Below are 26,710 nucleotides of genomic sequence, written 5' to 3'. Positions count from 1 at the left end.
CGGGGATATGGACGAAATCAGATCGTTTTACGCTTCACATAATAAGCAAAAAAATGCTGAAGCGCCACCTTCAAAACCGCCATCACCGGAACCGCCAAAATTAACCCGGTTATTCCCGCTATTTCCCCGCCCACCAGCAGTGCGAAAATGATAGCAATCGGATGCAAATGCAAGGTTCGTCCAACTACCTGGGGAGAAATGACGTTACTTTCCAGCACTTGAATACAGGTGTTGACGACTATGACCAGCAGTACCATTTTAAAGGAAACTGTAGAAGCCATAACGACCGCTGGAGCTGCCCCCAAAAACGGGCCTAAATACGGCACAATATTGAATACAGCCACCACTCCTGCCAGCAGCAGCGCATAAGGCATCCCAATCAGCATATATCCGATATAGGCCATCACCCCGATAATGACGCACACCAACAGTTGTCCGCGCACATAGTTACCGAGCGCCTGATCAATTTCCTTGAGCACCGTTACAATAGCCTTGCGGCGGGATCGAGGCAGATAAGACACAATAGCCCGTTCGAACACATCGAAATCCTTTAAAATATAAAAAATGAGAAACGGCACAATGAACACATTGAACAACATATTGATCATCCCGCCGATGTTGTCCATAAAAGCAGCAATGCCTGTAGCCATCCGATTTTCGAGTTGAAAAAACCACTGATTCATACCCGAGCGTACCCCTTGGGGTAAAATACTTCCGTCCATATTCGTCATTAGTCCCTGGGCATGCATGGTCAGCTCTGGCAGATGCTCATTCAGTTCATCCAGTTGATCCATAAACATCGGAATCAGGTGCATCAGAATAACGACAAGGCTGCCCAAAAATACAGCATAAATGAGCAGGACGGCTATGCTTCGAGGTACCTTGCGTCCGCCCAGCATATTGACCACAGGATTAAGCACATAGGAAATAATCATCGCCACCGCAAATGGCGCAATAATCGTTTTTAGAAAATCATACAGATGCAAAAACAAAGGCCGCAGCAGCCAGATAAAATATAGAATGACAAGTCCCAGCAGCGTCCATATTCCGTATCGGAACAGCCTGCTTTTCGTTAATTGCTCCATACCGTGCCCCCTTACCGGACTAGCCTCTTTTAAGTATATGCCTGTACCTTTACTTTAATCCTTCACCTAACTGTGGAGGCGCCTTAAATAATGTTTATGAAGAAAGAATGAAAACAATTGAAATTGATTAACAAAGTCATTCTATCTGACGATATAAGTACAAAGAACTATTTGAGCTTTCACATTTCTGAATCATCGGGGGTCGTTACATGAACTTAAAAATGAAACTTATTCTCTTTTTCACCTGTATTGTTATCGTTGCAGCTGGGCCTTTGTCCGTCATTAGCATGACAAGCATTAAAAATCAGGCCAACCGTGATATCCAAGAGCTTATGAACAGCAAAGCCTCCGAGACCGTCAACCAACTCGACGGATGGACACGCGGAAACGCCAAAATTATTGAAACACTGGCTGCGGGATTACAATCCGGTGATATCCCTTCGGATGCAAAAGTAGCTTCCCTGATGGCCGCCTTTCAAAACTATAAGAATCAAAGTATCGCTAACATTTATGCAGGATTTGAGGATGGAACCTACTGGGATGGCTCCGGCTGGTCTGATGCGGGCTACGATCCTCGCACACGTCCGTGGTACAAGGATGCCAAAACCAAGGGGGAATTGTATTATTCCTCACCGTACATTGATGCAGGAAGCCAGGACTTCACCATTTCCATTGCAAAGCCTCTCAAGGACTCCAATGGCTCTATCACTGGGGTGATCAGTGAAGATATTATGTTAAACGACATGACAAAAATCATTAAAAACATAAACCTGAACGGATTAGGCTACGCATTTCTGATTGACCAGAATGGAGTCGTCGTCGCGCATCCAGACAGCAAGCTGGCTGGTAAAAATCTCAAGGATACGCCCGAGTTGGGTTCATCAACGGCGGCCCTGCTCAGCGCCCCTTCGGGAAAAGCCGACTACAACTACAATGGCAGTGATCGCCAGCTTTATTTTAAGAAAATGCCCAGCACAGGCTGGATCGTAGGCTTGTCTATCTCAAAAGAAATTGCTTTTCAGGAGTACTACTCTACTCGTAACCAACTGTTGATTACTGTAGCTATTATTTTTGTTGTTGCCATGCTTTTGGCGGTCTGGGCGGCGAACAGCTTTATCAAGCCGATTCGGAGGCTTCAAGCGAACGTCAAGCGGATTGCTGAAGGGGATATGACAGCACGTGTGGATATTAAGGGCAAAGATGAAATTGCCAGCTTGGGTACGGATTTTAATATCATGTCGGAACATCTTTCTCACTTACTGCGCAAAGTGGCTGATACGGCTGGCGAGGTCAGCTCTGCTTCTCATGACATGCACCAGCACGCCAAGGATACCGGGACCATCGCATCACAAATCTCCAGTGCCGTTCAGGAGCTTGCCCAAGGAGCAAGTGATCAGGCCGAGGCTGTATATTCTGGCTCTGAAAAGCTATCGCATATGACGGGCTCCATCGACCAAATTGGCCAAAGCGTCAAGCGAACCCAAACCGCCGTGCTGGAAACAGACGCTGCCGTGCTAGCCGGGTATGAAACAGCCGAGCGTCAAGCGAAGCTTGCAGCCGAGTCCAGACAAACAACAACCGCTGTAGGTGAAGCTGTAGACTCGCTCACGTTGAAAACACAGGATATTGAACGGCTGGCCGGGGCCATTCATGATATCGCAGCCCAAACCAATCTACTGGCGCTGAATGCTTCCATTGAAGCAGCCCGTGCCGGGGAACACGGACGCGGCTTTGCCGTCGTTGCCGGGGAAGTACGCAAGCTGGCTGAACAAGCAGGAAGCTCCAGTGACAGCATTATGCACAAGCTGGAGGAAATCAAGGTTGCGGGACTACGGAGCGCAGAGGAAATGAAGAAGGCTCTCGCTGTAACAGTAGAACAGGAGCATGCGGCTACCGCTACGAGACTGGCGTTCGAGTCCATACGGGGAGCTTCTCAGCATATGCTTACCCAGATTGAGGACGTATCCGCTGCGGCTGACCATCTCCGTACAAACGCCGGACATATTTCCGATGTCATTTCCAGCGTGGTCGCCGTTTCTGAGCAAAGCGCAGCTTCCACGGAGGAAGTGGCTTCCTCCGTGCAGGAGCAAGGGCATTCCATGAGCAATATTGCCCAGCTTTCCGCCAAGCTTGACTCGCACGCAGACCTGCTACTGGAAGAGGTTAAACGCTTTAAGCTGTAAATCCATCCAGACAGGAATCTACATGAAAAAGAGGGTGACTCCCAGGCTATTGCAGCCAACGGGAATCACCCTCTTCGTTATTCATCAAGCATGGTCCAATCTATGATCTGTCCCTATGTTGAACGATATAGTCACACCTCATATAGATGGACAGCCTGTCCCCGCTTAATTTAGGAAGAAGCGTGGATCTGCGGCAGGTCCTGTTGTGCCATTTCATCTCCAAAGAACAGGTCGTCCAGCGAACTGAGCGTACCGTCCTCTTCCACTTGGTAGACGGACATTTTTTCACCATTCACCTGAAGTTCGATGAAGCATCCCCAGCAATAAAATTGATGGGAGCCGATTTTGCCGATATCTTTGGAATTACAATTCGGACATCTCAATAAACTCACCCTATCCATTAACAGAATATATGGCTTTTTCCAAACGCTGCTCGCTTAACGGGGGCACCATAACGGCATTCTCCCCGATGGACATTTCTTCGGTGCAGGGCAGCCATTTCCGCCCTTCAATAATATCCGATACAAAACCATCGCTGATTTCCAAGCCTATTATGTTATTGCCCATTCCCTGGTCAAAATAAACATCCGAAATGTGTCCGAGCATAAGTCCTTCCTCTGTAAGCACGGATAAATCCTTCAATTTACCGGGTCCAAGCAAATACGTATGTTGTATATCATTGGCCTCCGTTTTACGGACAGCTTGCTGATTGCGAATCATAATCGCATCTTCGCCATAAGCAACGATGTCATCCCAAGCCACCATTTTCACTTGAGATGAAAAAAGGCCTTTGCCCTCCAACTCGATCCCTGTAATTTTCCAATCAGCCGTCACCATAAAATCGTGTATTTTACCAATCTGCTTCCCGTCCTCTACATCGAAAACGGCAAGTCCGATCATATCCTGAAGCTTCATAATAGGGTACCTCCTCATTCTGCAATTCGAACGGAGGTGCGGTCCTTTCCTTCATGCGTGTCAGACCTTGGTTCCGTTCATGCCATGAAATGGAAAACCGCCCTCCCTTCTTATTAAAGTGCGGAGAAATCCCTAGTACCTAGTACGTAGCCGCTTCCATATGGTTTCAATTTTCTTGGCCGTGTATTCCATTTCCTCCATAGTATTACCCAAACCGAAGCTAAAGCGAATCGCTGAATTCAAAACATCTTTAGGAAGATCCATCGCCTGCAACACATGCGACAATTCCAAAGACCCGGAAGTACAAGCTGAACCGCTGGCCGCTGCAATTCCTTCCATATCCAGATTCATCAGCATCGTCTCCGTACCGATATCCGGAAAGCTAAGATTTAGCACATTCGGTAAAAAATGCTTAGGGTCGCCGTTGATTACAAAAGCGTCTTTCCCCAAAGTGTTTTCCAGTGCTTTCAGCAGAGTTTGACGAAGAGTCATATCGTACGCCCAACGTTCCTCTATAGAGGTGTTAGCCAGAGTTGCTGCTTTAGCTAAGCCTGCAATCCCGGCAACGTTTTCTGTACCAGCACGACGTTTTTTCTCCTGAAGTCCCCCGTGCATCAAAGGCTGGATACGTGTACCCTGACGGATATACAAAGCTCCAACGCCTTGCGGGCCGTTAATTTTATGACCGGATACACTAAGTAAATCAACCGAAAGAATATGGAGGTCTATCTGTATATGACCGTAAGCTTGAACCGCATCTACATGGAATACAATAGCATGTTCTCCCGCAATCTGTCCCACTTCTTGGATCGGCTGAATTACGCCTACCTCATTGTTGGCATGCATCATGCTGATCAAAAAAGTGTCCGGCCGGATCGCAGCCTCTATGTCGGCTGGATTGACGCGCCCAAAGCTGTTGACTGGCACATAGGTCACTTCATAACCCGCTTTTTCGAGTTCAGCGCAAGCATGAAGCACCGCATGATGCTCAATGGTTGTCGTAATGATATGGCCGGAAGTGCGGCCATCTGCCGTAGCCATCCCGAACAGGGCCAGATTATCGCTTTCTGTCCCTCCGCTTGTAAATATGATCTCTTCGGGCTTGCAGCCCAAAGAGGCCGCAACGGCATCCCGCGCTGCGCTGACGGTGCGCTTGGCATCCCGGCCGAAGGCATGAACGCTTGAAGCGTTACCGAATTGGCCGGTCATGATGTCCATTATAGTCTGCGCAACCTCAGGATGCATAGGAGTCGATGCGGCATGATCCAGATAAATTCTGTTCATGTTAATCCACCTCAAATGTAGAACATATAGTTATCCAATTCATCATGTTCCTGGTATGTGATCAAGTCCTTGAGCGTAGTGGAATCCAGTACTTCTGCAATACTGTCACGAATCCGTAGCCATAGCTGGCGCTTCGCCGGATCGTCCTCTTCAGTGAAATCTACCGGAGAAATCGGACCCTCCAATACACGAATAATGTCTCCTGCCGTTACCCCTGCCGGTTCACCCGCCAGAATATAACCGCCGTAAGCACCACGGATACTTTTTACCAAACCTGCATTGCGCAAAGGCGCAATAAGCTGCTCCAGATAATGCTCGGAGAGCTGATTCTTCTCGGCTATACTTTTCAAAGACGTCGGACCTTCGCCAAACCTGGCTGCAAGTTCCATCATAATCGTCAGACCGTAGCGGCCTTTTGTTGATATTTTCAATTGTGCCACCTCACTTATAGTAACAATTCCGTTAAACACGCGGAATAACTGGTGTTATAAACCTCTCTATTCCGATCTTAACCCTCAGCTTATGTTAACATATTAGGGCAGGTAAAGGGAAATATTACGGTAACAATCTTAAAAAAAGTTGTTTTCGGACCATTTGGAACGGCTTTGGCCCATTTTATAGAACTTTCCCCCATCGTTCTCCGTGTCGTTGGATCGCACAGCCATCGTAACTTATTATCGTTTATGTTATAGTAGGAGGGTTCTACAACAATATTAAGAGAATTGGGTGATGACCATGGCTAAAGCCAATCATGAAACCCGTGTCGTCGTCGGCATGTCCGGGGGCGTCGACTCATCCGTTACCGCGCTGCTGCTAAAGGAGCAGGGCTATGACGTAATCGGCATCTTCATGAAAAACTGGGATGACACGGATGAATTTGGCCGTTGTACGGCTGAGGAGGATGCGGAGGATGTACGCCGTGTCTGTGAGCAGATCGACATTCCTTACTATACCGTCAATTTTGAAAAAGAATACTTCGATAAAGTATTCTCGTATTTTCTTGATGAATATAAGGCTGGACGTACTCCAAACCCGGATGTCATGTGCAACCGTGAAATTAAATTTGGCGAATTTCTCAATAAAGCGCTGGATTTGGGCGCGGATTATGTTGCTACAGGACATTACGCCCGGGTTGTGGAAGAAAACGGCCGTTTTACCTTGCTGCGGGGCGTGGACAGCAACAAGGATCAGACCTACTTCCTGAATGCATTGAGCCAAAAGCAGTTGTCTCGGACTATGTTCCCTATCGGTCATTTGCCGAAACCGGAAGTCCGCAAAATTGCGGAAGCCGCAGGATTGTATACGGCCAAGAAGAAGGACAGCACTGGCGTATGCTTCATCGGCGAGCGTAATTTCAAGGAGTTTTTGAGCGGGTATCTGCCTGCTAAAGGCGGAGACATGGTGGATATCGCTACAGGTGAAGTCAAAGGACGCCATGATGGCCTGATGTACTATACACTCGGCCAACGGCAAGGCTTGGGCATAGGCGGCTCCGGTTCAGGCGAACCGTGGTTCGTAGCCGACAAGGATTTGGAAAAGAACATTTTGTATGTGGTACAGGGCGATCGTCACCACAGCTTGTATTCCACCAGTCTAATTGCAACCGACGTGAACTGGATTGAAGGCGCGGATACGCGTCCGTCCGGCGAATTCCGTTGTGCAGCCAAGTTCCGTTATCGCCAGCCTGATCAGCAAGTGACTTTGCAATGGCTTGAGGATGGAACCGTACACGTCGCATTCGACGTACATCAAAAAGCCATTACCCCTGGACAAGCCGTCGTATTTTACGATGGTGAACGGTGTCTGGGCGGCGGAACCATCGACAAGGTTGAAAAGCTCCAGCCTGAAACGGTTTAAAATAATCCCCGTTGATGTTGGCATAAATGTTTAAACAGGTGGTGTCCCTTCTATCTATGGAGGGACGCTTTTTTTATGAAAAGATGCTCTTTTCTCCATTTGGGTATATGATGTAGACAAGATATCTTACTTCAATTGAAAGGGAGCGTGCCTTTTATGTCTGATTCATTAGGAATGCTGACACCGGGTAAAAAAGTTTCTTTAAAAGAGTGGAACCCCAAGGATACTCAGGATATCAAAAATAAAGAAGAAATTCAGCAGGAAACAGATCAATTGAAGGAACGCTTCGCGGAATTACAAAGCAAATTATTTACGGAGAAAAAACAAGCCGTTTTGTTTGTATTTCAAGGTATGGATTGCAGCGGAAAAGATGGCGTCATCAAGCAGGTATTTTCCAATCTCAACCCGGCGGGAGTGACAGTCCACAGCTTTAAATCGCCTACAGCCGAAGAATTAAGTCACGATTTCCTGTGGCGTGCCCACAGCGTAGCCCCGGGACGTGGATATATCGCGGCATTCAACCGCTCTTATTATGAGGATGTACTGATTACACGTGTTCACAGTCAGGTATCCGACAAGCAGGCCAAACGAAATATTAAACACATCAAACATTTTGAACAATTGCTGCTGGATAGCAATGTTAAGGTCGTCAAAATCTTTTTACATATTTCAAAGCAATTCCAGTTGGAGAAGCTGATCGACCGTATTGAAAAGCCGCATAAAAACTGGAAGCTTGATCCGAGTGATTTGCAGGAACGTAAATTTTGGAAGCAATATACCCAATATTATGAGGACGTGCTGGAGCTAAGCGCAACCAAACAAGCTCCGTGGTATGTCGTTCCTTCGGATAACCGTTGGTACAGGGATTATACCGTGCTGCGCATTGCCGTCCAAACGCTGGAGGATATGAAGCTGTCCGATCCTGAACCAAGACCGGAACTGGAATCCCTTTTGCCTGAGCTGTATAAAGAACGGGATAAAAAATAGCTGCGCAGGCGCAAGTACTCTATCCTATGTTCGTTAACACATCAAAAAAAGCTTCCGAAACCTTACTCAAGGCTGAAAATGCCAGGGTAGAGATTTTGGAGGCTTTATTGCGTCAACTAACCCCATACCCAACAGCCGCAGCTACAACTCCTACCACCACCGAAGAAAGCACATACACAGCCGTACGCCGATATTCTCTACGCTCCATCAGTTGGACAGATTCATACCCGAATGTTGAAAAGGTGGTATAGCCACCACAAAAGCCTGTTCCCAGCAGCATCCAGAGTGCAGGAGACAGATTGTGCTGCGTAAATTCGCCGTACAGCCAACCGAGCAGCAATGAACCACTGATGTTAATGATCCACGTTCCCCACGGAAATGCGGTGCCAAACCTTTTTCCAACCCACATGCCAAGCCCGTATCTCGCCAATGTACCGACCATTCCACCTGCCGCCGCCCACCAGATCATAAGCTATACCTCCTGGGAAGCAGCTTGCGTCATTTTCGTGCCCATACGAATACCAGTCCAAGTCAAAAACAGACCTCCACATACACTCAGTAGCAGATACAACACAGCCGCAAGCGCATGATCATGAACCGTCAGACGTACAGCATCCATTGCAAAGGTGGAAAAGGTTGTAAAGGCCCCAGTAAAGCCTGTTCCGATGGCAAGTCGCCAGCGAGGCTTAATCCGCCACGACCGCAAAGTTACTGTAAAGAACCAGCCGAGAAACAGACAGCCGATCCAATTGATTAACAGTACGCCAAGTGGAAAATCGGCCCCTGACGCAGGCAGCAATGTTTGTACGCCATAACGGGCAGAGGTTCCGAGCGCTCCACCTGCCCCGACAAATAGCACGTCTTTCATCTTTACGTCCCCTTCTTCACTCTTGCAGTATTCATGGTGTAACCATAACAGTGGCTAAACCTGATCTTACACACTACGTATACCCATTTGCTACATTTATTTTACGACTGTGAATCCCGCCACTGTTGATTTTGTCTGATTTTCGACTCATTCCCCTGCTCTGTAGCCTGGTAAAAGGTCCGGTCTGCTATCGAATCAGGCAAATATTGCTGTTTCACATAATGGTTCGGATAATTGTGCGGATACTGATAGCCGACATGCCCCAGCTTCTCCGAGCCTTTGTAATGCGCATCACGCAAATGCAGCGGAACCTCAGCGGATTTGATATCGTCCATAGACGACATGGCCCGTGAAATCGCCGTATATACGGCATTGGATTTTGGACTCTCTACGGCGAACAAAATAGCCTGCGCGATGTTCAGCTTGGCCTCGGGCCAGCCGTTATTGCGATAGGCTTCAAGCGCACTCACTGCCTGCACCATCGCCTGCGGGTTCGCCAGACCAATGTCCTCACTGCTCGCTGCGATGAGGCGGCGGAGAAAGGTCATCGGGTCCATGCCGAGCTTCTCTACGGCGTAGAGAAACCAGAACAGCGCCGCGTCGCTGGAGCCGCGAATGCTTTTGTGAAAGGCGGACAGCACGTCATACTGCGTGGACTCGTCTGCCTTGACAATCGGGCGGCGAATGGATTCCTCCGCGACCTCTAACGTCACGTGAATCGTGCCGTCTGCCAGCGGAGGCGTCGTGAGCGCCGCCAATTCCATCGCGTTCAAGGCGCGGCGGATATCGCCGTTCGCCATGGACGCGATGTGATCCAGCGCAGCTTCGTCCACCTGAAGCTGCATATAGCCAAGCCCCTTGTCCGCATCGCCCAAGGCGCGGCGCATGGCTGCCAGCGAATGCTCCCGCGTTAGCGATTCGAGCTGAAACAATGTAGAACGGCTCAGCAAGGCGCCGTTTACGTAGTGAAAGGGGTTTTCGGTGGTGGCGCCGATAAATACGATTGTACCCTTTTCCACCGCAGGCAGCAGTGCATCCTGACGCGAGCTGTTGAAACGATGTACCTCATCGAGAAACAGGATCGTTTTTTTGCCGTACATCGATTTATTCGTTTGTGCGCGGTCAATGACTTCCCTCACGTCCTTCACTGACGCTTCCACTGCATTCAGGCGGACAAATTCGCCTTGCGTGTGTTGTGAAATGATATGCGCCAGCGTCGTCTTGCCACATCCCGGCGGCCCATACAGGAGGATGGAAGAAACCTGATCTGCCTCTATAGCTCTTCGCAGCAGCTTGCCCGGACCGACGACATGCTCCTGTCCAATATATTCATCCAGCGAAGTCGGACGCAGCCGGTCAGCAAGCAACCGATTGCTTGGCGTCGACTCCTGGGAATATGAAAATAAGTCCATTTCATTCACTTCCTTATGGTGATATGAGGGAACACTCTACCCCTGCGGGGTCCATATACATGGCGTTCGCTCATGCGGTTGAAACCTTGAAATTTCAAGCGATCTATGATCCTAAAAACGGGTTGAACCGCCTTTTATTCTACCATACCCACAGACAAGTTGCAGATAGCATGGTCATGGCATAACTATATATTTACATACCTGCAACCTAGCAAGCAAAAAAATAACAGCCGAACGAAAGATAAATTTCGTGGCTGTTCTTATGCTGGTAGATTTCCCTTATTTCGCCTGCTCCTGTACATAATTCGGAAGTGCACCCTCATGTAACAGCCACAGCTCATGCAGCGCACGGGTACAGCCCACATACAGCAGCTTGGCATCCCATGCCAGCTCTCCATAATGTTCTCGGTCGGCATCCGCTACAATGACTGCGTCGAACTCCAGCCCTTTGGACAGGTACACAGGTAGAATGGACAATCCACCTTCGTATTGCTTTTTACCACCGTCGATCAGATTCACATCTAATCCTGCATTTGTAAAAGCCTCATGCAGCTCCACTGCCTCCTTCAAGGTACGTGTCAGCACAGATACAGTGCGATATTCCTTGGAAGAAAGCTCTTGCAGAGCGGTCAGCAAACTCTGTTCACGCCCTGATGTACCGTATGGCAGTGTACGCACCGGATCGCCGCTACGGAATACCGGAACGGCCGTAATGCCGCCGCGAACCCCCTGCTCCAAAATCGTATTTGCAAACTCAATAATCTCCAGCGTAGATCTGTAGCTTCGGGTAAGTGCAAAATACCCCGTATGTTCCGGCGCAAAAAGAGAACTCATTTCTTCCCAGGCATGTACGCCACGGTATTCGTGAATACCCTGCGACAGATCACCCAATATCGTGAAGGAATGCCCTTTAACGAACAAATCCAATAGTGCGATATGAAAAGGTGAGAAATCCTGCGCTTCATCAATGACTACATGGTCAAAACGTTGAGACGATTCTACCTCATGAATCAGCACATGAAGATATACCAAGGCAGTAAGATCCTCTTCGCGGATAACCTGTTTACGCAGGTCCGACTGTGTGGTCTTAAAAATAGCAGCAGGCAAAGAAGCCTTCAACTCCGCAGCCGTGTCTGCGGGTAATCCTTTTGCTGCCTGAAAAAGCTGCTTGTAAAGCGTCAGTGCGTCATATTGGGGCCATTTTTTAGCATATGCCTTTTCCCGGGGTCCCGCTTTTTTCTTACGTTCCTTGAGTGCAGCCGCCGAGGGCGACTTTTTCAGCTCCATTTCAATCCAGCGATGGACTCTTGCAAGCACACGTTCTTTTCGCTTCGCGAGCGGATAGGGCTTGTATTCCTCATTGAACCAGTTCAAAATCTCCGCTCGCGAAAGCACCGCCCCATCCCATGGTGAAAAATCACCCTCCGGCACCGAAACAGGCTCCAGCCGATCCACAAAAGCTTGAAGCAGCTTCATGAAGTGAATCGAACCTTTGAATCGTCCTGGCGCCTCATCCATTGATTCCGTTCTCAGGCTACCGCTCTCAAACCAATAAGCTAACGTTTCAGCAGGATCAGCTATAGGTAAATCCAGACCCAACAGGTTAAGCGCCCAGTCCGCAAATGTACTTTGCTGAATATTTCCGACCCCCAGCTCTGGAAGTACATCTGAAATATAATCGAGAAACATATGATTCGGTGCAAAAATAACCATCTTGTCCGCCGATACCTGCTCCTTGTATTGATACAGTAAAAATGCGAGACGATGCAGCGCTACCGTCGTCTTGCCACTACCCGCTACCCCTTGAATGACGAGGGCTGTATTTTTAGCGGCACGAATGATTTGATCCTGCTCGGCCTGAATCGTAGATACGATATCCCGCAATCGGTTATCCTTGTTCTCTCCCAGGCGATAGACAAGAAATTCATCGGAAACCGCAGGCTCGTCGCTTTCACGATTATACGTATCGGCTACCCGTTCCAGTATTCTTTTACGAATGACAACGTTGCGCTTTAGATACACCAAGCCCTCAATCGTTCCCTCGGGAGCCTCGTAGGACACGGTTTCTTCACCGCCTGTAAAAGAATAAAACAAGCTGGCAATCGGCGCGCGCCAATCAATCACAAGCGGATACGCAGACGCTTCCTCGCGCTCCACTCCGATTTTGCCGATGTAGAGGGGCTTACGCTGTCCTCTGCCACGTTCGTCAAAATCCATGCGTCCAAAATAAGGCTCCTGCACACTTTTTGCCAAAGCCTGACGTTTTTCCTCCCGCCCGGATTCCAGCACCTGCTCCGTAAAATCATGCCCCGTGTACACCGGCGTATTGCGAAGCCGTTCCAATCTGCGATCAATTTCCTCCATAGCAAGCGACAGCCTGTGCTGTTCTTCTTGATAGGCACTTTGAAACCCGTTCTCCATTTCAGTTACCTCCTAAGAATATCAAGTCTCGATTTCTGCATCCCATTCACTTGCTCCGACACAAAAAAAGGAAAGTAAGCGTAACACATTAACCCCAAAAAATCCAACCTTATTTCCTAACACACCCATTTCCATGTACAAAAAAGACCTCCTTGTATCCTTCAAAGAAGCCAAAACACACTTTATATCATTCAAAAAAACCGTCCTGCTCTCATTTCAAGACAGCCCCTCCATTTTCACATACGAACACGCCCAGTAATATAACCACACCGCTTCTAACCAAATCCACAAAATTCACTTCAAACCACTTCTTCCACTCATACATCTGTTCTTATGCTCTTGCTCTTATGCTCTTGTTCTTAGCCCTTGAACTTCCCCTGCCCTTCACATAAAGTATGGACCCTTGCGGCACCCGCGAAGCGGCCTCTAACGCTCCATGCTCCTCTCCCTCATACTTCCACAAACTGCTTCTGAGCCAGCTCTCGGTACACTTCATGGGACTCAATCAGCTCCGCATGAGTTCCTGCACCGGTCACCTTCCCCTTGTCTAACACAATAATCTGATCGGAATGAACCACAGTAGACAAACGGTGAGCGATAACAATGGTCGTACGACCTTCCATCAGATTCGCCAGCGCTTTCTGCACCTCATGCTCGGAAGAGCTGTCCAGACTGGATGTAGCCTCGTCCAGCATAAGAATATCCGGGCTACGCAGAAGCGCACGCGCAATGGCAATCCGTTGACGTTGCCCACCGGAGAGCTTCATCCCCCGCTCACCCACCTCAGTCTCATAGTCTTGCGGTAAATCCATAATAAACGCATCCGCGTACGCCATCGTGGCTGCCTGTCTCACTTCCTCCAGATCAGCTTCCCGTCCCAAGCCGTACGTTATATTATCTCTGACCGTTCCGGTCATCATCGAGCTTTCCTGGGACACATAGCCAATTTTGGAGCGCCAGGAGGATAATGTATACAACGATATCGGTTCATCTCCATAACGAATCTCTCCCGTATCCGGTACATAAAAACGCTCCAGCAACGAAAATAACGTGGACTTGCCGCTTCCACTCGGTCCAACAAATGCCGTTGTTCGGTTAGCCGGAATGACCAAGCTGGCATGATGAAGAACCTCTTCACCCTCAGAATAGGAAAAGGCAACATCACGCAGCACGATATCCCTGCTTTCTTTTGTTGCTTCCTGCTTCAATTCCAGCGGCTCCTCTTCATGATCCAAAATCGTCTGAATTCGTTCCGTGGCACCTACCACCTTTTGCAGACGTGAATATAAGGTCGTGAACTGGGCCATTGGTGTAATGACCTGAAACAGTAGCAAAATAAAAGCTACCAAATCCCCGGCAGTCAGCACGCCTGATGCGACGCGAACACCACCAACACCCAAAATAATGACCAGGACGGCGGTCAGCAAGAACGTAGAAATGGGACCTACCAACGCCAAAATACGGGATTCCTGCAAGCCAAAACGGAACATCCGGTAAATCCGATCCTCTCCAGCCTGTGCTTCCCTGCTTTCGGTTCCGTACGCCTTTACCAGCCTGATTTCTCCGATAACCTGACTCAGTACCGAGGTCAGATCAGCCATCTCATCCTGCTGTTTTTTGGATATACGGTACATTTTCCTGCCCACGGGAAATAAAATCAGCGCTGTTAATGGAACGATAGCCATAATGATGAGCGTCATGACCCAATCCAGATAAAACAACAAGGCAATACCACCAATAATGGCAATTACGTTAGAAATCAGATTCACAAGATACTCCGTAATCAGGTTCATAATCAGGCTTGTATCATTGGTGACACGACTCATCGTATCCCCGGAGCGATTCCGATCAAAATACGGAATGGGAAGAGACAAAATCTTATGCCATAAGCGTTTGCGTAAATTAGCTACAATTTTATGTCCGGCATAGTTCAGCATATAAATGGAAACCGCTGAAGCTACAGCCTGAAGCACAAAGGCCCCCAGCAGGCCAAAAATGACCATACGGTTCAGTGAAGAAAAGGTTAAACCGTCGATCAGTCCCTTGGTCATCAGCGGTACAATTAAGCCGGCAGTCGTCTGAATCAAGGTCAGAATCAGGGCGATCACGAGAATGGCCTTGGGAGGATGTGCGCTTGCAATCAATTTGACAAATCGACCCATGCCAGCCTTATCGGGTTTTTTATCCGGCTTTTCCTTCATTCGATTCTGCTGTAGATGATGTTCCTTTTCCATAAACCATGTACCTCGCTTCTTGTCTGACCATTCTTCTCCAAACAACAACACCCGCGCTGTGCGCGGGTATGAATAGTACAGCCTAAATTTGAGTTTACTACACCAGAGAATGAAGCACAAAGTTAGCCACAAATAGCACGGAAATAATATACAATGCGACAGGCACTTCCTTGCCGCGCCCTGCTGCAAGCTTGGCTACGGGATATGCAATAAAGCCAAATGCCATTCCGTCTACAATGCTATAAGTAAAGGGCATCATCACCATGACCAGAAATGCAGGAAACGCCTCGGTAAAATCACTAAAATCCATCTCACGGACATTTTGTACCATCAGACCGCCAATGATGATGAGCACGGGCGCAATGGCACTATCCGGAATGTAAGCAAGTAACGGAATGAAAAAGAAGGTTGCCCCGAATAAAATGGCAGTGACCAGCGGCGTAGCCCCTGAGCGGCCTCCTGCTGCAATACCCGCCGTGGATTCCGCCGCCGCTACCGCCGGACTGCTCCCTAAAATTCCGGCAAAAATATTGGTTACCGCTAACACTCGCAGGCTGTTCTTGAACGTGTCCGGTCTTCCGATCATGTTGGTCTGGGCTGCAATCATCCCAATGTTTTCGAACAGAACAATAAGCAGCAACAAAAAAACAGCAATCCAGAAGGCTACCGAAACGATGCCTGAAAAGGATAGCTCACCAAACAATTGCCCATACTGCCGCACTGTTTCAGAGGTTCGCACCTCGCTTGTCGGTTCTACAGCTCCCAGCACGTAAGCAAGCCCCGTTCCTGCCAAAATACTAATCAGCAGTCCTCCCTGCACGTTGCGCACAAACAGCACAATAGCGAGCAGCAAGGTTACACAAGCCGTGATTACCTTTGGATCATTAAAATGGCCGATAGCGACAAAAGTCGTTTGGTGAGCAATCACGATGCCACTTTTTTGCAATCCGATAAAGGTCAAAAACAAACCAATTCCTACCGTAATTCCGTGCTGCAAATTATGGGGAATCGCCTGACTAATCAGCTTGTACAAGGACGTAAATGCAACAATGGCGAATAAAATGCCTGTAATGGTGACCACCATCAATGCTTCCTGCCAGCTCAGCTTCATAGAGTGTACGAGCGTATAAGTGAAAAAGGCATTAATCCCCATACCTGGTACCACAACCATTGGGGACTTTCCGCCAAAGGCCATAAGCAAGCAGCCAATAATCGACGTGAGCAGCGTACCCAGCATAGCTCCTTGTAACGGAATCCCGGCATCTGCCAAAATGGTCGCATTGACCATGACAATATATACAACGGAAAAATAGGAAATGGCACCAGCGGCCACTTCCTTTTTCCAATGATGCTCGGGTTTGTAACCAAGACTTCTGGACCATAGTCCACCCTTCATACCAAAACCCTCCAGCAAGTTGTTCGATCTGTAGTTACTATTTTCAGACTTACACGCCAGCGTTGTTTAACAAATCCTTGACTGCCACACTGACCATGATCAATCCTGCCACGGGAGGTACAAAAGCATTACTCGCAGGCGGCTGCTTCGCCTTCCGGATTTCGGGTGCGTTCGCAGGTACGATTTTTTTCGTAATCTCTTCACGCGGCTTCATCGGCTCCTCATCCGAAAATACGACCTTGACGCCTTTTGTAATGCCTTCCTTACGCAGCTTGGTGCGGATTACACGGGCAATCGGGTCCATTTTCGTTTGGGAGATATCCGCCACCTGAAAACGGCTAGGGTCCATTTTATTGGCCGCGCCCATACTGGAGATCATCGGAATCCCCCGTTTCAGACATTCCTTGATCAAATGGATTTTGTAAATAATCGTATCCGAGGCATCCAGCACATAATCCAGATCGTACTTGAACAGCTCCTCATACGTTTCTTCCGTATAAAACATGTTCAGTGCAATCGCTTCACATTCAGGATTAATCAGCTTCACGCGCTCTACCATCAGATCAGCCTTTTTTTGGCCTACCGTTGTCGTCAGCGCATGAATTTGGCGGTTAATATTAGTAATATCCACGACGTCCTTATCAATCAAAATGATGCGTCCAACACCCGTACGCGCCAGCGCTTCCACTGCAATGGAGCCGACACCACCGATACCTAACACGGCTACCGTGCTATTCTTCATAACCTCCAGCCCCTCAGTTCCGATGGCCAGCTCTGTTCGTGAAAATTGATGCAGCATATGGTATATATCCTCCCTCACTGATTTAGACACTATGCTTGAATTTCATGCATACAAACCACGAACCCATTATCCATAAGAGGGTAACGGGTTCATGACATTTTTTTCGCTATTCACAGGCCCAAGTAAGGCACTTATAGAATCAAATGTATGCCTTAAGCTTTAGGAGCAACTGGCTTTGGAGCAAGACGGATATGAAGCTGCTCCAATTGACCTTGATCCACTTCGGACGGTGCGTCCATCAGCAAATCCGTTGCATTGGCTGTTTTCGGGAATGCAATGGTTTCACGCAGGTTTGTACGACCCGCAAGCAACATCACCAGACGGTCAAAGCCGAAGGCAATACCACCATGTGGAGGCGTACCATATTCGAACGCATCCAACAGGTAGCCAAATTTTTCTTTAGCTACTTCTGGCGACAGGCCGAGAGCATTGAACATTTTCTCCTGAACATCGCGTTTGTAAATCCGCATCGAGCCGCCGCCCACTTCGTAGCCATTCAGCACGATATCGTAGGCTTGGGCACGAACTTGACCTGGGTCTGTGTCCAAGAGGGCAAGGTCTTCGTCCTTCGGACGTGTGAACGGATGGTGCTCTGCTACATAACGTTTTTGTTCTTCATCGTAGCCGAGCAACGGGAAGTCTACAACCCATGCAAATTTGTATACGTTGTCGTCGATCAGACCTAGTTGACGGCCAATTTTCAGACGAAGCGCGCCCAATACATCAGCGACTACTTTTTTGTTATCCGCAGAGAAGAGCAGCAAGTCGCCTTCTTCGGCTCCCGTACGCTCTCTCAGAGCTTCGATTTCTTCCGGTGTAAAGAATTTAACGATAGGCCCCTTGAATTCGCCTTCTTTTACTTGAATCCAAGCCAGACCCTTGGCACCGTAACGTGCAGCATAAGGACCCAGATCGTCAATTTCCTTGCGGCTCCATGTGCCACAGCCCTTAGCATTGAGAACTTTAACCTCGCCGCCTTTTTCAATTACAGAAGCAAATACCTTCACGCCGCTGCTTGACACGATATCATTGACATGAATCAGTTCAAGACCAAAACGCAGATCTGGCTTGTCAGAGCCGTACTTGTCCATTGCATCGGCATGTGTAATCCGTTGGAACGGCGTTTCCAGTTCAACACCAACCGTCTCTCTAAACAGCTTCACCATCAGTTGCTCCATCATGGGCAGCAAGTCATCCTGTTGCATAAAGGAGGTCTCAATGTCGACCTGTGTAAATTCAGGCTGGCGGTCGGCACGCAGGTCTTCATCGCGGAAGCAACGTGCAATTTGGTAGTAGCGCTCTACGCCACCCACCATCAACAATTGCTTGTAAAGTTGTGGCGATTGCGGCAAGGCGAAAAACTCACCCTCATGTACACGGCTTGGCACCAAATAGTCACGTGCACCCTCCGGCGAGCTTTTCGTCAAAATCGGTGTTTCCACCTCGATGAAATCTTCACCGTCCAGGAAGTCACGGAATACTTTTGCTGCTTTGGAACGCAGTTTCAACGTTTGGTGCATTTCCGGACGACGCAGGTCCAGATAACGGTATTTCAAACGCAACGACTCGTCTACTTCCACGCCATCCTCAATAAAGAATGGAGGTGTTTTGGCTGCATTCAATACTTCAATTTCTGTAATACGCACTTCAATTTCACCAGTAGGCAGGTTCGCGTTAATGGTTTCTGCATCACGCTTGACCACTGTACCCGTAACCTCCAGCACGTATTCACTACGAACTCGGTCCGCGATTTGCAGCGCGTCACCGGAATATGCCGGGTTAAACACGATTTGTACAATCCCGCTGCGGTCACGCAGGTCGATAAAAAGTACGCCTCCCAGGTCACGACGGGTTTGTACCCAACCGTTCAATGTAACTGTTTCTCCGATGTGCGCATGGGTTAATGCGCCGCATTGATGACTCCTTTTCATAATACACACTCCTGTTTATTGTTTTAGGGGTTGATGCTTTCTGACCAGCCGAAGGAAGTTCCACCCGACTGAATGTTACTCTGGATTAACCTAGCTCTTCCACCAGTTGATCCAGCTTGACGGTACGCTGCTCGCCAGTCTCCATGTTTTTCAGTGCGATTTCACCGCGTACCAGCTCATCCTCGCCCAAAATCGCAGTATACCGTGCTTTAAAACGATCTGCTGATTTCATCTGTGCCTTCATTTTGCGACCCAGATAATCTCGCTCTGCGGAAAATCCGGCTTGGCGCAGCTTGAACAGTTGTCTGGTTACTTCCGTTTCTGCCGCTTCACCCAACGCCACCATATAGACATCCAGCGGCTGGGCTTCATTCAGTTCGACACCCTGATGCTCCAAGATTAGCTGAATCCGCTCCAGTCCGATGCCGAAGCCTATACCCGGCTGATCCGGTCCGCCTAGATCGCCAACCAATCCGTTGTAGCGTCCGCCTCCACCGATGGTGTCAATGGCTCCAATTCCTTCGGCTTTGAATTCGAACGCGGTCAGCGTATAGTAATCCAGCCCCCGTACCAAGCGCGGGTTGACTGTATATTCCACACCCATGGCATCCAAACTTTGCTTTACCTTCTCAAAATGCGTGCTGGATTCCTCGTCCAAGCTATCCAAAATGGAAGGCGCACCGCCAAATTTGTCCTGGTCATCCTTGCTATCCAGCACTCGCAACGGGTTACGCTCAATGCGCGACTGGCTCTCCTTGGTCAACGTATCCTTGATCGGCAACAGGAAATCCACCAGATGCTGACGGTAAGCTGCACGACTGGCAGCATTGCCGACTGAGTTAATCTCTACCTTTACCCCTTTCAAGCCCAGCTCACGGCAGAACTGATACCCGAAAGCGATAACCTCTGCGTCCAGTGCAGGATCTACTGCACCTAAGGCTTCAATACCGAACTGGTGGAACTGGCGCTGACGTCCAGCCTGTGGACGCTCATAGCGGAACATTGGACCGATATAATACAGCTTCGTTACATCCGGCTCCCCGTACAGCTTGTTCTCCACGTAGGAGCGGACCACGCCTGCTGTCCCTTCCGGACGCAGTGTCATACTGCGTTTTCCCTTATCCTCAAAGGTGTACATTTCCTTTTCCACCACATCCGTTGTTTCACCCACACCCCGAACGAACAAATTCGTTTGCTCGAACATTGGTGTACGGATTTCACGATAATTAAAGCGGCGGCTAATTTCGCGGGCTTTTTCCTCGACCACTTGCCATCTTTCTACATTGCCCGGCAGCAAATCCTGCGTTCCCGTCGGTTTTTGAAAGGCCATTAACATATCCCCCCGTCTGTGTATTTCTTGTTTCAATATAAAACAAAAAATCTCTCGTCCCTGTTAAATTAACAGGGACGAGAGATTGTCGTTTACGAATCACCCGTGGTACCACCCACATTCCGGAGTTTAGCCGGACAACCAGCGTAAAAAACGCTCAGTGCCCGTCAGCATTGCGCTGACTCCGCTCATACGTATAACGCCCGTAACGCGCAGTACGGCTATTATGCAGGATATCGGCTATTTGGTACAATTACCATGTACTCTAAGCGTATATTCCTCAATTGTTCGCCGTCTGTTCTCGGGGAAGTCATTCGTCCGCTCATCAAGGGAATTTTTACAGCCTGGAAATTCCTCTCTGCGCTTGTGGGTTCGGAGTACTTGGTCCCGTCATCAAATCATTTTTCATTATTTTATGATTTTAATGAACCGCTTCGACAAAGTCAAGACATTCCCTTCACAATAAGACAAATAAGTCCTATAAAAAGAAAATAACCTGCGGAAACGGTCCGCAGGTTCAAAAGATATATCAAAAGGGGGTCATGCTGTTATTATAAACAACGAATATTAAGGAATGATGTTTCGAATATTACATTTGTATTACAGCCATTTCTATAACATCTGAATTCCTCAATTTATCGACAAACCGGTGACAGTTTTTTCAGCTTAAATCCAAATGTGCTACATAACCGCGATTGGAACGAAGCTTATAAACAACCTCATCGTAGTCAGCATCGTTCACCTTCGCAGATAACACATACCGTAATTCATCCTGATCACCGTTAATATAGACGTCTGTCGCATGAAGTAGGCTTGTGTCGTGATCCGTCGTTCCGCTGCGGTCTTCGTTCAAATCCCTGCGTGCAGTGCCACGGTCAGCCTCGCTATTCTCCTCCTCTGGAATAATGTTCTCACTATAAGCCCCCGCGACAGGTATCGCCGCGCCAGCAGTGCCAGTGTTGTTATAGGGTAACATTGGGATTAATACCCGCGTGTCCCTGCCGAGCGCATCATCCAGCGTACCTACCTCCAAATGCTCCGTGCTATAGGCTTGCAGCGAAGATCTGGCGCCCTCAGCTTCATCCTCCGTGCGAAAATACGCCTGAATTTGCTTTGCCATATCAAATCCTCCTCAGGATGGGATTGTACAAGCATGAATTCCAGTGGAATTTACAGTACCTTCAACAGCTCACGCACATAAGCGGGCTTATCTTTAGATGTACGAGACGTAATAAAGTTTCTGTCCACAACCGCCTCGCGATCCTCGCTTTGTTATTACCCGCTTAATCTATTTTTATAACAATTTGAAGCAGTTAAAAAGAAAAAGGAGCCTCTCGGCCCCTTTCCTACCTGCGCGGCAAAGCATCACGCCTCGGCTTGTCCGTAGCTGCTGCAACATGCTGCAATAACGTATCACTCTCACGAGTGAGGCTGGTTGCCTCCTGAATGCTACCGGGAAAAAGAAGTGCAGCAGTTCGATAACCGTCCATTTTCGGGGTTTGACGCATGGCTTCGTCTCTCCTGTCACCCTTAAGGCTATCCATCTGGCTAAACACCAGCGGAGATGACATTATCGTCCCCTTGAACGGTCATTTTATACTGCTCTACGTTACGAACGTTCGCTATCCAGAATCAGCGTTACCGGACCCCAGTTGGTCAATGACACATCCATCATGGCCCCGAAAATTCCTGTCTCGACCTCCAAGCCCTTCGCACGAAGCTGACTGTTGAAAAAATCGTACAGCTTCTCTGCTTCCTCCGGCTTGGCAGCGCCCATGAAATTCGGTCTTCTACCCTTGCGGCAGTCACCATAGAGCGTAAACTGAGAGACGGACAAAATAGCTCCGCCAACATCCAGCACACTGTTGTTCATTTTGCCTTCAGTATCCTCAAATATACGTAATCCCGCTGTTTTGTCCGCCAAATAAACGGCATCGGCCGCCGTATCTCCCTGACCAATACCAACCAGCAGCATCAATCCGGTTCCGATCTTGCCAACCACCTTTTGATTAACCGCTACCTGAGCGTCTTTACAGCGTTGAATAATAATCTTCATCGCCTGTCCGCTGTCTCCTTTATCCCTGCCCTTTAAGAGCCTCCTACAGGCAAGCCACGTCTCTTTTAGCAACATAACGTGTCTCTTATACCAAATTGCGTTACAAAGGCTGTAAACCTATTTACACACCCACAAGGGCTATTGCATAATCCGGTGAACAGTGTACACATCTTTCACCCGTTTGATTCGCTCAACAACAGAGTGCAAATGATCCGTATTGCGGATGAGAATCGTAATGTGAATCATCGCCATTTTATTTTTGTCCGTACGGCCTGTAACAGCTGAGAAGCTGGTTTTATTTTCTGAAATAGCCTGAAGCACCTCGTTCAACAAGCCGTTACGATCATGTCCTGTAATCTCAATATCGACGCTGTAATTCACTTCTGCAGCTTCTTCCCACTCAACCTCGATCACACGCGCCTGATCTTCGCCCGTACCCGAAGGGATATTAGGACAATCCGTGCGGTGAACAGATACCCCGCGTCCACGTGTTACATAACCGATAATGTCGTCTCCCGGCACAGGGTTACAGCATCGTGCAAAACGAACGAGCAAATTGTCTACGCCTCTGACGCTGACACCATTGGTCGGTGTTTTTTTCCGTTCGCCCTGCGGCTTATATTCCTTGACCTCGGTCGTCAGCTCAATCAGACGTGCCTCTTCTTGCTCTCGTCGCAGCTTCTCTGTCAAACGTGTACAGACCTGCGCTGCTGTAATTCCACCGAAGCCGATGGCAGACAGCATATCCTCGATATCGTTAAAAGAAAACTTCTGTGCAACCTCCAGAAGCTTGTCGTCGCTCATCCACACCGAAGGCTCTATATCGCGTTTTCTCAGCTCGCGTTCCAGGTTCTCACGGCCTTTTTCGACATTCTCCTCACGCTTTTCCTTCTTGAACCACTGCTTGATTTTACTGCGCGCGTGAGAGGACTGAGCAATTTTGAGCCAGTCCTGACTAGGTCCATAAGAATGCTTGGACGTCATAATTTCGACGATATCGCCGGTTTTAAGCCGATAGTCCAGCGGCACAATTCTTCCATTTACCTTGGAGCCAATTGTGCGGTTCCCGACTTCGGTATGGATCCGGAAAGCAAAATCCAGCGGAACCGATCCGGCTGGCAGCTCAATAACCTCTCCTTTTGGCGTAAATACAAAAACAAGGTCGGAGAAAAAGTCCATTTTGAGCGATTCCACAAATTCCGACGCGTCCTTCGCCTCATTTTGCAGCTCCAGAATTTCGCGAAAAAAGGTAATTTTATCCTCAAAATTGGTGTTATTCGATCCATTTCCTTCTTTGTAGGCCCAGTGAGCTGCGATCCCGAACTCAGCAGTACGGTGCATATCCACCGTGCGAATCTGTACCTCGGTTGGTTCGCCATTCGGACCGACTACTGTCGTATGAAGGGACTGATACATGTTGGCCTTAGGCATAGCGATATAATCTTTAAACCGCCCCGGCATCGGCTTCCACAATGTATGGATAATGCCCAGTGTGGCATAGCAGTCCTTAATATTATCCACAATGATCCGAATCGCCAGCAAATCATATATTTCATTGAATTGCTTGTTTTTCGTGGTCATTTTTTTAAACACACTGTAAATATGCTTGGGACGCCCGGATAAATCGGCCTGAATGCCCATCTCTTCCAGCTTCTCAGCAATGCGTTCTATAACGTTATCAATAAACTGCTCCCGCTCTGCCCGCTTCTTATGCATCAAATTGGCGATACGATAATATTGCTGAGGATTCAGATAGCGCAGAGCAATATCTTCCATTTCCCATTTAATTGCTGAAATACCCAGTCGGTTCGCAACCGGACAGAAAATTTCCAACGTTTCATAAGCGATCCGGCGCTGGCTTTCCTCGGACTGGTATTTCAAGGTGCGCATGTTATGCAGACGATCCGCCAACTTGATGACAATGACGCGAATGTCCTGTGCCATGGCAATAAACATTTTTCGATAATTTTCGTTCTGTTGTTCTTCCTTGGAACGGAACTGGATACGCTCCAGCTTCGTCAGACCATCGACAAGCATCGCACATGTATCGCCAAAATGCTCGCGAATCTGCGCCAAAGACACCGTCGTATCCTCCACAACGTCATGTAAAAGAGCGGCAATAATGGAGATGGTATCCATCTGCATATTAACGACGATATCAGCAACCGCAAGCGGATGCAGAATATAAGGTTCACCGGACTTGCGAGTCTGGCCTGAATGGGCCTGCTCGGCAAAATCGTAGGCTTCCCTGATGCGGATAAGATCTGCTTCTCTGGTATAGGCCCCGGCCTTTTTAAGTAATTGCTCTATCCCCATTCTGCTCTATTCCGTGTCCTTTCTATGCAAAATGGAACCCGCCGATCAATGTCGCACAAAGGTTCCCTTTTAAAAGTGATTTCCTACAATTATGACGGTTACCACGTCACACGTCAACTGTTACAGGTTTGGCATTGTCATGTCATTCCGACACATATAGGTCAATGAAATCAGGATTGTTGGCGAAATGAAACGAATTATATTGAAAAAAATACGAAAAGTAATTAATGTATATAAGAATAATTGAAAGAACTAAGGAGTGAACTGCGTTGCAACGCGAAATTCAAGTTAATGAAAAGCTTCCGGCAGGACCCGGGTTCCTGCTCAGCGTACAGCATTTGTTTGCCATGTTTGGCAGTACCGTGCTGGTACCGAATATCTTCGGTGTCGATCCCGGCATGATTTTGCTAATGAATGGAATTGGCACATTACTGTACATCTGGATCTGCCGTGGCAAAATTCCCGCCTATCTCGGCTCCAGCTTCGCTTTTATCGCTCCAGTTAGTCTCGTGCTTAAAAACAACCCTGGTGGCAATGGTTATGCCATGGCCCTCGGCGCTTTCATTGTTACAGGTATTATTTTCTGCCTTGTTGCGCTGGTAATCAAATATGCCGGAACCCGGTGGCTGGACGTTGTATTCCCACCAGCTGTCATGGGCTCCATTGTAGCTCTGATTGGTCTGGAGCTGGTTCCGGTTGCAGCAGGCATGGCAGGCATTATCAATGCCGATCCAACCAAAGCCTGGACCCCGGATCCCAAAACCATTACCCTTTCCCTTATTACACTCGGTGTCACTGTTCTGGGAGCCGTGCTGTTTCGCGGGTTTGCCAAAATCATTCATATTCTGATTGGTATCGTGGTGGGGTACATGCTCGCTTATTTTATGGGTATGGTAAACACGCAAGCAATTGCGGATGCACCTTTTTTCGGACATCCTGCAATTACCACTCCAGTATTTAACACCTCGGCTATGCTGACGATTCTTCCAGTCGCCCTGGTCGTTATCGTGGAGCATATCGGGCATTTGCTTGTGACTAGCAATATTGTCGGACGCGAGCTGTCGAAAGATCCCGGCCTTCATCGTTCGCTGCTGGGTAACGGTATCTCCACTATCTTTTCTGGTTTTGTTGGCTCGACGCCCAATACAACCTATGGTGAAAATATCGGTGTCATGGCATTAACGAAAGTGTACTCTGTATGGGTCATTGGTGGGGCCGCTGTTATTGCCATCCTATTGTCCTTCTCAGGCACCTTCTCGGCGATTGTTTCCAATATCCCGGCTCCGGTCATGGGTGGTGTATCCTTGCTGTTGTTCGGTGTCATCGCTGCTTCCGGTCTAAGAATCTTCGTGGAGCAAAAAGTTGATTTCGCCAAGCCGACTAACATGCTGCTTGCTACGGTCGTACTGGTCGTCGGAATCAGTGGTGCTACACTCACTTGGGGCGCTGTTACCCTCAAAGGTATGGCATTGGCTACAATCATCGGGATTATCCTTAGCTTGTTCTTCAAGCTGATTGACGTACTCGGCTGGTCCAATGATAAAACTCAGGAACCCTTGATAGAAAAAACACCGGATTGATGCCTGTCCCATCACATTAAAAATCGCCGACTCCATGTGCTGCGAATGAACAC

22 protein-coding genes and 1 pseudogene are annotated in these 26,710 nt (G+C 48.4%); 4 read left to right on the top strand and 19 right to left on the bottom strand.

Features of this window, described 5'->3' with window-relative positions; all coding sequences use genetic code 11:
* Positions 1-17: 17 nt before the first annotated feature.
* On the bottom strand, positions 18-1,085 hold the full coding sequence (locus ACIFO6_RS01980; RefSeq protein ID WP_430037511.1) for an AI-2E family transporter: 1,068 nt from the start codon (positions 1,083-1,085) through the stop codon (positions 18-20).
* Positions 1,086-1,294: 209 nt separating this feature from the next.
* On the opposite strand from ACIFO6_RS01980, the gene ACIFO6_RS01975 reads away from it, so the two are divergent.
* A complete protein-coding gene (locus ACIFO6_RS01975; protein ID WP_430037509.1) occupies positions 1,295-3,268 on the top strand; it encodes a methyl-accepting chemotaxis protein in 1,974 nt (657 codons plus the stop codon).
* 170 nt (positions 3,269-3,438) lie between these two features.
* On the opposite strand, the gene ACIFO6_RS01970 is transcribed toward ACIFO6_RS01975, so the two are convergent.
* From ACIFO6_RS01970 to cymR, 4 genes are all read right to left on the bottom strand, one after another.
* Positions 3,439-3,651: a hypothetical protein gene (locus tag ACIFO6_RS01970; protein WP_013311529.1), complete on the bottom strand. Its 213-nt coding sequence runs from the start codon at positions 3,649-3,651 to the stop codon at positions 3,439-3,441.
* Between the two features lie 10 nt (positions 3,652-3,661).
* Entirely contained in the window at positions 3,662-4,183 is a 522-nt protein-coding gene (locus tag ACIFO6_RS01965) for a PRC-barrel domain-containing protein (protein ID WP_430037507.1), read from the bottom strand.
* Positions 4,184-4,315: 132 nt separating this feature from the next.
* A complete protein-coding gene (locus tag ACIFO6_RS01960) occupies positions 4,316-5,467 on the bottom strand; it encodes a cysteine desulfurase family protein (RefSeq protein ID WP_430037504.1) in 1,152 nt (383 codons plus the stop codon).
* A gap of 11 nt (positions 5,468-5,478) precedes the next feature.
* Entirely contained in the window at positions 5,479-5,898 is a 420-nt protein-coding gene (cymR, locus tag ACIFO6_RS01955; RefSeq protein ID WP_014282941.1) for a cysteine metabolism transcriptional regulator CymR, read from the bottom strand.
* 298 nt (positions 5,899-6,196) lie between these two features.
* Between cymR and mnmA the strand changes: the two genes are divergently transcribed.
* Both mnmA and ACIFO6_RS01945 read left to right on the top strand, forming a co-directional pair.
* Positions 6,197-7,324: a tRNA 2-thiouridine(34) synthase MnmA gene (mnmA, locus tag ACIFO6_RS01950; protein ID WP_430037501.1), complete on the top strand. Its 1,128-nt coding sequence runs from the start codon at positions 6,197-6,199 to the stop codon at positions 7,322-7,324.
* Positions 7,325-7,480: 156 nt separating this feature from the next.
* On the top strand, positions 7,481-8,311 hold the full coding sequence (locus ACIFO6_RS01945; RefSeq protein WP_430037499.1) for a PPK2 family polyphosphate kinase: 831 nt from the start codon (positions 7,481-7,483) through the stop codon (positions 8,309-8,311).
* A gap of 112 nt (positions 8,312-8,423) precedes the next feature.
* Here ACIFO6_RS01945 and crcB (ACIFO6_RS01940) read toward each other — a convergent pair whose 3' ends face one another.
* From crcB (ACIFO6_RS01940) to ACIFO6_RS01875, 14 genes and pseudogenes are all read right to left on the bottom strand, one after another.
* A complete protein-coding gene (gene crcB / locus ACIFO6_RS01940) occupies positions 8,424-8,780 on the bottom strand; it encodes a fluoride efflux transporter CrcB (protein WP_430037496.1) in 357 nt (118 codons plus the stop codon).
* A 3-nt stretch (positions 8,781-8,783) separates the two neighbouring features.
* The gene (crcB, locus tag ACIFO6_RS01935) at positions 8,784-9,179 is read right to left on the bottom strand and encodes a fluoride efflux transporter CrcB (protein ID WP_430037493.1); all 396 of its coding nucleotides are present in this window, start codon (positions 9,177-9,179) and stop codon (positions 8,784-8,786) included.
* Between the two features lie 101 nt (positions 9,180-9,280).
* Positions 9,281-10,591: a replication-associated recombination protein A gene (locus tag ACIFO6_RS01930; protein WP_430037491.1), complete on the bottom strand. Its 1,311-nt coding sequence runs from the start codon at positions 10,589-10,591 to the stop codon at positions 9,281-9,283.
* A 279-nt stretch (positions 10,592-10,870) separates the two neighbouring features.
* A complete protein-coding gene (locus tag ACIFO6_RS01925; RefSeq protein ID WP_430037488.1) occupies positions 10,871-13,012 on the bottom strand; it encodes a HelD family protein in 2,142 nt (713 codons plus the stop codon).
* A 449-nt stretch (positions 13,013-13,461) separates the two neighbouring features.
* Positions 13,462-15,213, bottom strand: coding sequence for an ABC transporter ATP-binding protein (locus ACIFO6_RS01920; protein WP_430037606.1), 1,752 nt, complete (start codon positions 15,211-15,213; stop codon positions 13,462-13,464).
* 130 nt (positions 15,214-15,343) lie between these two features.
* Positions 15,344-16,642: an NCS2 family permease gene (locus tag ACIFO6_RS01915; RefSeq protein ID WP_430037485.1), complete on the bottom strand. Its 1,299-nt coding sequence runs from the start codon at positions 16,640-16,642 to the stop codon at positions 15,344-15,346.
* A 49-nt stretch (positions 16,643-16,691) separates the two neighbouring features.
* Positions 16,692-17,441, bottom strand: a complete 750-nt coding sequence (locus tag ACIFO6_RS01910; RefSeq protein WP_014282962.1) for a tRNA threonylcarbamoyladenosine dehydratase — start codon at positions 17,439-17,441, stop codon at positions 16,692-16,694.
* A 155-nt stretch (positions 17,442-17,596) separates the two neighbouring features.
* On the bottom strand, positions 17,597-19,375 hold the full coding sequence (gene aspS, locus ACIFO6_RS01905) for an aspartate--tRNA ligase (RefSeq protein ID WP_430037481.1): 1,779 nt from the start codon (positions 19,373-19,375) through the stop codon (positions 17,597-17,599).
* An 85-nt stretch (positions 19,376-19,460) separates the two neighbouring features.
* Positions 19,461-20,705: a histidine--tRNA ligase gene (gene hisS / locus ACIFO6_RS01900; RefSeq protein ID WP_430037479.1), complete on the bottom strand. Its 1,245-nt coding sequence runs from the start codon at positions 20,703-20,705 to the stop codon at positions 19,461-19,463.
* A 661-nt stretch (positions 20,706-21,366) separates the two neighbouring features.
* On the bottom strand, positions 21,367-21,825 hold the full coding sequence (locus tag ACIFO6_RS01895) for a hypothetical protein (RefSeq protein WP_430037476.1): 459 nt from the start codon (positions 21,823-21,825) through the stop codon (positions 21,367-21,369).
* 50 nt (positions 21,826-21,875) lie between these two features.
* A pseudogene (locus tag ACIFO6_RS01890) lies at positions 21,876-21,971 on the bottom strand (protease); the annotation flags it as partial.
* An 80-nt stretch (positions 21,972-22,051) separates the two neighbouring features.
* Positions 22,052-22,213, bottom strand: a complete 162-nt coding sequence (locus ACIFO6_RS01885; protein WP_430037473.1) for a hypothetical protein — start codon at positions 22,211-22,213, stop codon at positions 22,052-22,054.
* 101 nt (positions 22,214-22,314) lie between these two features.
* Positions 22,315-22,761: a D-aminoacyl-tRNA deacylase gene (dtd, locus tag ACIFO6_RS01880; protein ID WP_430037470.1), complete on the bottom strand. Its 447-nt coding sequence runs from the start codon at positions 22,759-22,761 to the stop codon at positions 22,315-22,317.
* A 138-nt stretch (positions 22,762-22,899) separates the two neighbouring features.
* A complete protein-coding gene (locus tag ACIFO6_RS01875; protein WP_430037467.1) occupies positions 22,900-25,077 on the bottom strand; it encodes a RelA/SpoT family protein in 2,178 nt (725 codons plus the stop codon).
* A gap of 269 nt (positions 25,078-25,346) precedes the next feature.
* Between ACIFO6_RS01875 and uraA the strand changes: the two genes are divergently transcribed.
* A complete protein-coding gene (gene uraA / locus ACIFO6_RS01870; RefSeq protein WP_430037464.1) occupies positions 25,347-26,657 on the top strand; it encodes a uracil permease in 1,311 nt (436 codons plus the stop codon).
* The last annotated feature ends 53 nt before the right edge of the window (positions 26,658-26,710 follow it).

Origin of the sequence: Paenibacillus sp. NRS-1781, from assembly GCF_050467745.1 — a bacterium.
GTDB lineage: Bacteria > Bacillota > Bacilli > Paenibacillales > Paenibacillaceae > Paenibacillus > Paenibacillus terrae_A.
This window is presented reverse-complemented; position numbering and strand designations above follow the sequence as displayed.

Coding starts and splice junctions, on each gene's coding strand:
- ACIFO6_RS01980 (WP_430037511.1), bottom strand. CDS start 1,085: ATGGAGCAATTAACGAAAAGCAGGCTGTTCCGATACGGAATATGGACG.
- ACIFO6_RS01975 (WP_430037509.1), top strand. CDS start 1,295: ATGAACTTAAAAATGAAACTTATTCTCTTTTTCACCTGTATTGTTATC.
- ACIFO6_RS01965 (WP_430037507.1), bottom strand. CDS start 4,183: ATGAAGCTTCAGGATATGATCGGACTTGCCGTTTTCGATGTAGAGGAC.
- ACIFO6_RS01960 (WP_430037504.1), bottom strand. CDS start 5,467: ATGAACAGAATTTATCTGGATCATGCCGCATCGACTCCTATGCATCCT.
- mnmA (WP_430037501.1), top strand. CDS start 6,197: ATGACCATGGCTAAAGCCAATCATGAAACCCGTGTCGTCGTCGGCATG.
- ACIFO6_RS01945 (WP_430037499.1), top strand. CDS start 7,481: ATGTCTGATTCATTAGGAATGCTGACACCGGGTAAAAAAGTTTCTTTA.
- crcB (WP_430037496.1), bottom strand. CDS start 8,780: ATGATCTGGTGGGCGGCGGCAGGTGGAATGGTCGGTACATTGGCGAGA.
- crcB (WP_430037493.1), bottom strand. CDS start 9,179: ATGAAAGACGTGCTATTTGTCGGGGCAGGTGGAGCGCTCGGAACCTCT.
- ACIFO6_RS01930 (WP_430037491.1), bottom strand. CDS start 10,591: ATGGACTTATTTTCATATTCCCAGGAGTCGACGCCAAGCAATCGGTTG.
- ACIFO6_RS01925 (WP_430037488.1), bottom strand. CDS start 13,012: ATGGAGAACGGGTTTCAAAGTGCCTATCAAGAAGAACAGCACAGGCTG.
- ACIFO6_RS01920 (WP_430037606.1), bottom strand. CDS start 15,213: ATGAAGGAAAAGCCGGATAAAAAACCCGATAAGGCTGGCATGGGTCGA.
- ACIFO6_RS01915 (WP_430037485.1), bottom strand. CDS start 16,642: ATGAAGGGTGGACTATGGTCCAGAAGTCTTGGTTACAAACCCGAGCAT.
- ACIFO6_RS01910 (WP_014282962.1), bottom strand. CDS start 17,441: ATGCTGCATCAATTTTCACGAACAGAGCTGGCCATCGGAACTGAGGGG.
- aspS (WP_430037481.1), bottom strand. CDS start 19,375: ATGAAAAGGAGTCATCAATGCGGCGCATTAACCCATGCGCACATCGGA.
- hisS (WP_430037479.1), bottom strand. CDS start 20,705: ATGGCCTTTCAAAAACCGACGGGAACGCAGGATTTGCTGCCGGGCAAT.
- ACIFO6_RS01895 (WP_430037476.1), bottom strand. CDS start 21,825: ATGGCAAAGCAAATTCAGGCGTATTTTCGCACGGAGGATGAAGCTGAG.
- ACIFO6_RS01885 (WP_430037473.1), bottom strand. CDS start 22,213: ATGCGTCAAACCCCGAAAATGGACGGTTATCGAACTGCTGCACTTCTT.
- dtd (WP_430037470.1), bottom strand. CDS start 22,761: ATGAAGATTATTATTCAACGCTGTAAAGACGCTCAGGTAGCGGTTAAT.
- ACIFO6_RS01875 (WP_430037467.1), bottom strand. CDS start 25,077: ATGGGGATAGAGCAATTACTTAAAAAGGCCGGGGCCTATACCAGAGAA.